The 9,078-nt window shown below is 57.1% G+C and carries 6 protein-coding genes; 4 read left to right on the forward strand and 2 right to left on the reverse strand.

What is annotated here, in order from left to right; translation table 11 throughout:
* Window positions 1-33 precede the first annotated feature (33 nt).
* The gene (gene lpdA / locus B9Z42_RS04680; protein ID WP_100132172.1) at window positions 34-1,461 is read left to right on the forward strand and encodes a dihydrolipoyl dehydrogenase; all 1,428 of its coding nucleotides are present in this window, start codon (window positions 34-36) and stop codon (window positions 1,459-1,461) included.
* A 57-nt stretch (window positions 1,462-1,518) separates the two neighbouring features.
* Here lpdA and B9Z42_RS04685 read toward each other — a convergent pair whose 3' ends face one another.
* Together B9Z42_RS04685 and B9Z42_RS04690 are read right to left on the reverse strand one after the other, a co-directional pair.
* Window positions 1,519-2,217: a response regulator transcription factor gene (locus B9Z42_RS04685; protein ID WP_100132173.1), complete on the reverse strand. Its 699-nt coding sequence runs from the start codon at window positions 2,215-2,217 to the stop codon at window positions 1,519-1,521.
* Window positions 2,214-4,214 (reverse strand): sensor histidine kinase, encoded by a 2,001-nt coding sequence (locus tag B9Z42_RS04690; RefSeq protein ID WP_158235901.1) that lies wholly within the window; start codon window positions 4,212-4,214, stop codon window positions 2,214-2,216. The genes B9Z42_RS04685 and B9Z42_RS04690 overlap by 4 nt, the downstream gene beginning before the upstream one ends.
* 253 nt (window positions 4,215-4,467) lie before the next feature.
* Between B9Z42_RS04690 and B9Z42_RS04695 the strand changes: the two genes are divergently transcribed.
* The 3 genes from B9Z42_RS04695 to B9Z42_RS04705 are packed head-to-tail and all read left to right on the forward strand — an operon-like array spanning window position 4,468 to window position 9,065.
* Window positions 4,468-5,742: a TolC family protein gene (locus tag B9Z42_RS04695; RefSeq protein ID WP_158235902.1), complete on the forward strand. Its 1,275-nt coding sequence runs from the start codon at window positions 4,468-4,470 to the stop codon at window positions 5,740-5,742.
* Window positions 5,743-5,748: 6 nt separating this feature from the next.
* Window positions 5,749-7,920 (forward strand): ATP-binding cassette domain-containing protein, encoded by a 2,172-nt coding sequence (locus B9Z42_RS04700; protein WP_100132176.1) that lies wholly within the window; start codon window positions 5,749-5,751, stop codon window positions 7,918-7,920.
* Window positions 7,917-9,065 carry an HlyD family efflux transporter periplasmic adaptor subunit gene (locus B9Z42_RS04705; RefSeq protein ID WP_100132177.1) on the forward strand — a complete coding sequence of 383 codons (1,149 nt, stop codon included), beginning with the start codon at window positions 7,917-7,919 and terminating at the stop codon, window positions 9,063-9,065. Before B9Z42_RS04700 ends, B9Z42_RS04705 begins: the two co-directional genes overlap by 4 nt.
* Window positions 9,066-9,078 lie beyond the last annotated feature (13 nt).

Genomic DNA, 9,078 nt, shown 5'->3' on the forward strand with positions numbered 1-9,078 from the left:
TTTGGGGGCGTTGTTCATTCAAGAGATATTTCTATGAGTAAACAATTCGACGTCGTCGTCATCGGCGGTGGCCCTGGTGGCTACATCGCAGCCATCCGCGCTGCCCAACTCGGTTTCCAAGTCGCTTGTATCGACGAGTGGAAAAACGCAGCCGGTGGCCCAGCGCCCGGCGGCACTTGCACCAACGTGGGTTGCATCCCGTCTAAGGCCTTGCTGCAGTCCAGTGAACACTTTGACCATGCCAACCACCACTTCGCAGAACACGGCATTTCCGCCAAAGATGTGAAGATGGACGTGGCCAAGATGCTGGCCCGCAAAGACACCGTGGTGAAGCAAAACAACGATGGCATCTTGTACCTGTTGAAGAAAAACAAGGTCACCTTCTTCCACGGTCGCGGCTCGTTCGTTAAAACCACCGAAGCGGGTCACGAAGTCAACGTGGCAGGCAAGGCGGAAGAAGTCATCACCGGCAAACACATCATCATCGCCACAGGTTCGAACGCCCGCGCGTTGCCCGGCACACCGTTTGACGAAGTCAACGTGTTGTCCAACGATGGCGCCTTGCGCTTGGGTGCGGTGCCTAAGAAACTGGCCTTGATTGGTTCAGGCGTGATCGGTTTGGAAATGGGTTCTGTGTGGCGTCGTCTCGGCGCTGATGTGACCATCCTCGAAGGTCTGCCGACATTCCTCGGCGCTGTGGACGAGCAAATCGCCAAAGAAGCCAAGAAGGCGTTTGACAAGCAAGGCTTGAAGATCGAACTCGGCGTGAAAGTCGGCGAGATCGTCAACGGCAAAAAGGGCGTCACCGTCAACTACACCAACGCCAAAGGCGAAGCCATTGTGCTGGACGCTGACAAGCTCATCATCTCCATCGGTCGCGTGGCCAATACGATTGGTTTGAACCCCGAAGCCATTGGCCTGCAAATCGACGAGCGCGGCGCCATTGTGGTGGACGGTGATTGCAAAACCAACGTGCCCGGCGTTTGGGCGGTGGGTGATGTGGTGCGTGGCCCCATGCTTGCGCACAAAGCCGAAGAAGAAGGCGTTGCCGTGGCTGAACGCATTGCAGGCCAACACGGCCATGTCAATTTCAACACCATCCCTTGGGTCATCTACACCAGCCCTGAAATCGCTTGGGTAGGACGCACTGAGCAGCAACTCAAAGCCGACGGCGTGGCCTACAAAGCCGGCACATTCCCGTTCCTCGCGAACGGCCGTGCACGCGCTTTGGGCGACACCACCGGCATGGTGAAGTTCTTGGCCGATGCCACAACCGACGAAATCTTGGGCGTTCACATGGTGGGCCCACAGGTGTCTGAGTTGATTGCTGAAGCTGTGGTGGCCATGGAGTTCAAGGCCTCGGCCGAAGACATCGCCCGCATTTGCCACGCCCATCCCTCGTTGTCAGAAGCCACGAAAGAGGCTGCTTTGGCGGTGGATAAGCGCACCTTGAACTTCTAAGAAGTTTCAGGCCTTAACGCTGTAAAGCCCGCTGGTGACAGCGGGCTTTTTGCTTACTTAGCCAAGCTCAATAGGTGCCGTGAAAGCGTAGCCCAGCCTATGGGCGGTTTCTAGTGGCAAAGTTAGGTCCCACGTATCTTTGGCTTTGTTACGTAGGCGTCTTATCAAAATTTCCAGACGCCTGAAATCGTAGTGTTCCGGATTGTGTCCAAGGCTGGTTGCAAGCGCCTCTTTCGAGACGGCTTGCCCTGACGACTGCGCCAATCTCTGAAGCAGCACATGTTCTGAGTGCGTCAATTTGAGAGGTCTTCCGTCCGGCGCAAGCAAACGCCAGCCCGTTTCGTCGAGCTTCCATACCGACACGGCTTGTCCTCGCAACCGTCGCATTAAGTTGTGCACCAACGAAACAATTTCTTCGGGTAGTACCGGCTTGACCAAATACACATCCGCACCCGCACGGATACCGCTGATACGGCTGAGGGAGTCGCTGCGAGCTGTGGTGATGATCACACCCTTGTTGCGTAAATCTTGTCGTTTCTTTAACCAGTTCAACCCGTCACCATCAGGCAGTCCCAAATCTAAAAGCAAGATGTCAAAGTTATTCAATATCATCCAGGTTTGGGCATCACTGAGATTTTTCACACCGTAAGCCTGCATGCCTTCCATATTTAAATAGTCAACCAGTGCATCCAACAGGTCTGGCTCATCTTCAATCACCAGCACTCGGGCTGATATTCCGGTGGAAGTCAAAGTCATAGGGGCTCCTCAGTTTGCGGGGTCGGCAACCAAATACAGAAAGTAGATCCATGACCCGCTGTACTCGACAACGCGACATGCCCACCATGCGCGTGCGCAATGCGTTGCACGATAGACAGACCCAATCCCACGCCTCGCACACCGCTTTCCGGTGATAGCCTGAAAAACTCAGCAAACACTTTTTCCTGAACATCTTGTGGAATTCCTGGCCCCAAATCCGTCACAGCAATGCCCACATAACCTGCTTTGAGCCTTGTTCCGACAGTAATTGATGTTCCCGTGGACGAATATTTGGCAGCGTTGTCAATCAAATTTGTCAAGGCCACACCGAGGTGGTATTCGTCGACTAGGACCGTGTTCACTTCAGGGTGCAAGTGCAATTTAACCGTGTGATTCAGCAACAGATGTGTGCTGGTCTTGATCACTGCATTGAGCCATGGCTGCAGTTCAAGTTGTTTGGGGTCAAGCGCTTCCAAGGTCTGTGTCATGGCATCGCTTTGCAGCCACTTATCAAACATCACCGTCAATCGTTGGCTTGCACTGCTAATGGCTCCCAGCCGTTTTGTAACTTGGTCAATTGCATGTTCATGCTCTTTACGCATCAAACTGGCTTGACTTTGAATGATGCTCAAAGGGGTTCGAAATTCATGCGAAATCATGGAGCCGAAACGAACATACTGTTCACGTAGGCTCTTTTCTAACAGGAGTGATGCCTCGAGCTGTTCGGTTCTTTCTTGTACCGCGTGTTTGAGCTTGTCTTCTGAAGCCTGCGTCATTTCCAGCATGGCACGGTTGGCTGCCAAAGCCTGTGCCTGAGTATGGCGATGCGCCTCATGCTCTAAGCGCAACAAATCGCCAAGAGCCAAGGCCATTAAGAGCACCTCCATGGTTGTTGATATTTGTACCGCATAGGACGTCAATCCAGTACTCGGCAGCCAACCGAAGGCGCGTAAGGCCGCAACCGAAACACCAAGCCACAGCATGAACCAGCCTGCCAGGAAAAACCGTATGCCGGGTCGCTTTTGTAAATAAGCCCTAACGCTGGCCACAGTGACCCACAGACCCATGAGCACAGAGTTAATCAGCAACAGTTGGTTGGCCGGACGCAACAGTTCGGGATAGGCGATCGCCAGAAGTGCCAACAGACTGGTTAACAAAAAAATGAACTCGCTCCATTGCAAGCACCACTTCAACCAAGATCGATCTGTGGCGCGCAGCAGAAGATTTCGCGCAAAGCGGACTGCAAAAAAAGCAGCCAAATTGAAAAATACACTTTGCGCTACCTCGTCAAAATCAAGGGCATCAGGCCAGACCAACTGGCGCCCATAACCATTGCTTGCAAACATGCCCAACCAAATGGTCACGATATAGGCGCAATAAGTTAAAAACCGTTGATCCCGCAGCGCTAAAAAAATCACCAAGCCGTACATCGCCAGAACGATCAGGCCACCGTAATAAATGAACTGCAACGATTGAAATTGCTGCTGCTCCTGCCGGTAGGCGTCGGGTTGCCAGACCGCTAAAGGTACCGTCAGTGCATAGCGTGAAGTTACTCGTAGATAGGCAAACTGGGGTTGTGGCTGTACGTCCAGAGGCAGTACAAAAAATCGATCGAAATAGGGCCGTGTGGCGAAGGCTCTGCTGCTGCCTGTCAATATCGCAGGCGCGTCCGAGAGGTAAAAGTCCAGTTCGTAAAGTTTGGCGTTCTTAGTGACAAGCAGCCAATCTTTCGGAGCATTTGCTGCACGCTGTAGGGGCACGCGAATCCAATAGGCCGAATCAGTAAAACCGAAATTCAGCTCGGTGCCACCGCGTGTCCAAGACGCAAAGCGATCGTCCATGTTGCGCACATCGTCAATGCGCAAGACACCCGACGGGTCTTCCATGAATTGCGCACTGTCAATCAGGTTCACTTCCCGGTTTTCGGTTGTCAGAACCGTCGCGTGTGCAGCTATAGCCGCTAAGGAGAGCAACAGTGAAAAGAATATTTTTTTCATGAACAACGCGTAATTCATAAACATTATGAATCTGCACTCTCAAACCTTTGGCGTCTCAATTGCGAATGTCGGAATTTGTCGTTTGAGTGATGTTTTTTGTCGGAATTTGTCGGTGCGTACGTATGGAACATCTGGCGCATTGCCAGAACAATCAAAAACAACAAAAAGTCGACAAAAACCATAAGAACAAAAAATGCTGAGGTTTACAAAAGAGATTCACAGTTTTCTTGGCGTTTGCTTGGGCCTATTTGCCATGGGGTTGCCCAATGCGTTGGCGGATAACGCTCGGCTGCACCAACTGATCTCGCAAGCGTTGACCACTCATCCCGCCGTCCAAGCCCAACAATCTCTGGTTGGCGCCGCGCAAGACAACGTCAGCGGTGCCCGCTGGCAATACTTTCCCACACCTTCTGTTTCGGTGCAAAACGCCAGAACCGGCGCTACCGACCCCGCCTATGCGGGTGATTCGCGTGTCACGGTTTTAGCCTTGACCCAGCCTTTGTGGACCGGTGGCCGCATTGAAGCCGGGGTCGACAAAGCCCAAGCCTATGCCCAAGGTGCCGCCGCGGGTCTGGCTGAGTCGCAGCAGCAACTCGCCATTCGCGTGGTGCAAGCCTACGGCGACTGGCTCAGCGCTCACCGCAAACGCGCGGCCTACCAAGTGGGCCAGGCCCAGCACATTCGCCTCAAAGACCAAGTGGCCCGCCGCATCACCGAAGGTCAAGCGGCTGCCAGTGACCTGGCCTTGGCCCAAGGTCGCTTGGCCAGTTTGGATGCCGACATGGCCTTGGCCATCACGCAAGAAGAGGTCAGTCTCGCCCGCCTGTCGCAGCTGCTGGGTCAGACCGTGGCGGCCAAGTCTTTGACCGGTTCACTGGCCGAGCCCTTGCCCAACAGCCTGAGCGTGAGTGAGTTGCTGGCCCAAGCCCAAAGCTATTCCCCCTCGTTGGCCCGCTCACGTAGCAATGCCCAGGCCCAACTTGCGGCCATTCAAGAAGCCAAAAGCGCCACCTTGCCCGAAGTGTCGTTTCGCTGGGAGCAGCAACACGGCAATTTCAACTACCTCGGTGGGCCCACGCACACCCGTGGCTTTGTCAACCTCAGCAGCCGCCTTGGGGCCGGCTTGTCCAACTTCGCTGCCATCAGCGAAGCCGTGCAACGCCACGCTGCCGCAGAGGCCGACACCGAGTCTCAACTGCGCAGCCTGAGCGAGCAAGTCATGACCGACCACGCCTTGCTGGTCACCTCGCAAAGCCGCCGTCAAGCCCTGCAAACCTCGGCCGAGCTGGCCGACCAAGTGCTCGCCTCGTGGGACCGCCAATACCTGTCGGGTCGCAAAAGCTGGCAAGACCTCATGAACTCCGCCCGCGAGCAAGTGCAAGTGCAAGCCCAACTCGCCGACCTCGAAGGCTCCCAACTCGTGGCCTCGTGGCGACTGGCCCTGACCACAGGTCAGCTTCAAGTAGCCGCAGGTCAGCTCCAAGTCTCCTCAGGCCAGCTCCAAGTGCCCACCGCTGAACAGAAATAAAAACACATGACTTCAGCACTCCCTTCAGCCACCCCTTCATCCCCGCAACTGCCGCGCTTGCTCGCGGCCTTGCTGCGTCTGGCCGAACTCCAACGCGAGCCGGTGGACCGCCTCGCCCTGCAAGAGGCTGTGCAACACGTCCAAGCCGAAGATGACTCAGCAGGTGCGGGGAAGATACAAACCCCCGCGCAGCAAATCACCCGCCTCACGCGCCACCTCGGTCTCAAGAGCGCCCGCTGGCTCAAAGCCGCCGATCCCTCGCAAGTGCCCGCCTTGGTGCACGACCCCATCGACGGATGGGGTGTGCTGGTTGGGCAGAACGCCCAGCAGCAGTGGGTGGTCTTGCGTTGGGACGAGGTTCAACGCGCCTGGTCCGAAGGCCTGCACGACGACCCCAAGCCGCTGCAGATTGCCAAGCTGCGTTTGTCTGCCCCCTTCGAGCTGGGCAAAAGTCCCGTCTTCGCCCTCATTCGCACCGAGATTGCCGCGCAAAAGGGCCGTCTCATCGAAGCCGCCGCAGGCGGTTTGATCATCGGCATCTTGGGGCTGATCACCTCGTTTTATTCGATGCAGATCTACGACCGCGTCATTCCTACCGGCGCCATGCAAACCCTCATGGTGCTGAGCTTGGGCGCCTTGATCGCCATTGGCTTGGATTGGATGGCCCGCAGCGCCCGCACCCAGCTGTACGAGAACATCATCGATGAGGTGGACAAGCGCATGGCGCGCACCGTGTATTTGCGCTTGCTGGCCGTGCGCCTGGACCAGCTGCCCCGCAGCGTGGGCAGCTTGGCTTCGCAAATGCGCGGGTATGAGAGCGTGCGCAGCTTCCTCACCCAAGTCACCACCAGCGTGCTGGTGGACCTACCGTTTGCGTTGTTGTTCTTGGTCATCATGGCGCTCATGAGCGGCGCATTGGCGCTGGTGCCCTTGCTGTTCTTTGTGGCCGCGTTGAGCTTAGGCCTGTCCACCAGAACGCGCATGGAAGAGCTGGCTAAACAAGGCGCCAAGGCTGGCAACTTCAAAACCGGCTTGCTCGTCGAAACCGTGGAAGGCGCCGAAACCCTCAAATCAGGGCAGGGCGGTTGGCGCATGCTCGGGCGCTGGCTGCACAACGTAGACGAAGCGCGTGACGCCGAGCTCCAATCGCGCAACTTGAGCGAGCACTTCCAGCACCTCATCTCTAGCTTCCAGCAAATGAGCTACGTGCTCTTGGTGGCCTTTGGCGCTTATTTGGTCACCAAAGGCGAGCTCACCCAAGGCGGTTTGATTGCCTGCACCATTTTGTCGGGCCGCGTGCTCAGCCCCGTCGCCGCTGTGGCCGCGCAGGCCCTGCAGTGGTCCTACGCCAAAGCCGCCCTCGAAGGGCTAGATGCGCTGTGGCGTTTAGAAAACGACCACCACGACCACGAACCCGTGGTGCTCGACCACGTGCATGGTAACTACCAGTTCGACAAGGTGACCGCCCGCTACGGTGCCAGCCCCGCCTTGGTTATCCCCCAGCTCAGCATCAAAGCGGGCGAGCGCATTGGCATCATCGGCCCCGTGGGCGCTGGCAAAACCACCTTGCTGCGCCTGCTCTCGGGCATGTACAAACCGCAAGAAGGCCGCATCTTGCTCGACGGTGTGGACCTCAGCCACATCGCCAAAGCCCCGCTGTCCGAGCGCATCGGTTACTTGCAACAAGAAGGGCGCTTGTTCGCAGGCACCTTACGCGAGAACCTGCTCTTGGGGCTGGCCGACCCGGGCGATCCAGCTATCTTGGCGGTGGCCCAGCGCACGGGCCTCATGCAAGCCGTCATCACGCCGCACCCGCGTGGGCTGCAGCAAGAAATCTTTGAAGGTGGCACAGGCCTCTCGGGCGGTCAACGCCAGCTCGTCAACCTCACCCGCGTGGTGCTGCGCGAGCCCGCCATTTGGTTGCTCGACGAGCCCACCTCGTCGGTGGACGGCAACAGCGAGCTGCAAATCAAACAGCTCATTTATCAAACTCTGCAGCCCCAGCACACCTTGGTGCTGGTGACCCACAAGCCCGACATGCTGCAACTGGTGGACCGCATCTTGGTGGTGGCCAACCACCAAGTGGTGATGGACGGCCCCAAAGCACAAGTCCTCGCTCGTCTGAACGCGAACACACCTACAAACGCCAACGCTAATGCCAACGGAGCCGCCGCATGATGGCCCATCGTCCTTCCAAAATGCTCAGCTTGGTCATCTTGACTGTTGTGCTGTTTATCGCCTGGTCCAGCTGGTTTGACATTGATCAGACCGTGCGCGCCCAAGGCCAGCTCATACCCGGTGGGCGCACCCAAGTCATCCAAGTGGTCGATGGTGGTGTGCTGTCCGAGATTCGTGTGCAAGAGGGCGACAACGTCAAGGCCGGTCAAGTGCTGGCCGTGCTCGAGCCCGACCGCGCCAAAGCAGCCTTTGACGAAGCGCAGGCCAAACACACCGCCTTGCGCGTGGTGCTGCAACGCGCGCAAGCCGAGGCCAACGGCACAACCCCTGTGTTTGGCAGAGAGTTTGCGGGCTACCCTGAGCTGGTCGCTGCACAAAACAAGCTCTACACCCAGCGCAAGCAAAGCCTAGACGACGCACTCGCCATGCAACAAGAAGCCATGGGCTTGGCCAAAGAAGAGCTGCAAATGAACGAGCGTTTGTTTGCCGGTGGCGACATCAGCCGGGTCGAGGTCTTGCGCGCGCGCCGCCAAGTCAGCGACATCCAGTCGCGGATCTTCGACATCCGTAATAAGTACTTGCAAGACGCCCGTGCTGAGGCTGCCAAGCAAGAAGAAGAAATCTCCAGCCAGCGCTACCGCCAAGAAGACCGCCGTTACGCCTTGTCTCAAACCGAGCTGACGGCCCCTGTGGACGGCGTGGTGAAGTATTTGCGGGTGACCACCGTGGGTGGTGTGCTGCGTGCGGGCGACGAGCTCATGCAAATCTCGCCCACCGATGGTGAGTCGCTGTTGGAGCTCAAAGTCAACCCCGCCGACATCGGCCAGCTGCAAACCGGCATGCGAGCCAACATCCGCCTAGACGCTTACGACTACGCCATTTACGGCACCTTGACGGGTGAGCTGGTCTACCTCAGCTCGGACACCCTGCAAGAGCAAGGCGCCAATGGGCAGCCCCAAACCTACTACCGAGCGCGTGTTCGCCTACTGCCCAACGCGGTGGCGGCCAACACCAAGCTCCAACCCATTGTTTTAAAGCCCGGGCTGACGGCCACGGTGGACATCCTGACAGGCCAACGCTCGGTCATGCGCTACCTCATCAAGCCGATTGCACGCGGCTTGAGCGGTGCGCTCAACGAACGCTAAGCCCTCATTCAAC

Source organism: Limnohabitans sp. B9-3, assembly GCF_002778325.1.
GTDB lineage: Bacteria > Pseudomonadota > Gammaproteobacteria > Burkholderiales > Burkholderiaceae_C > Limnohabitans > Limnohabitans kasalickyi.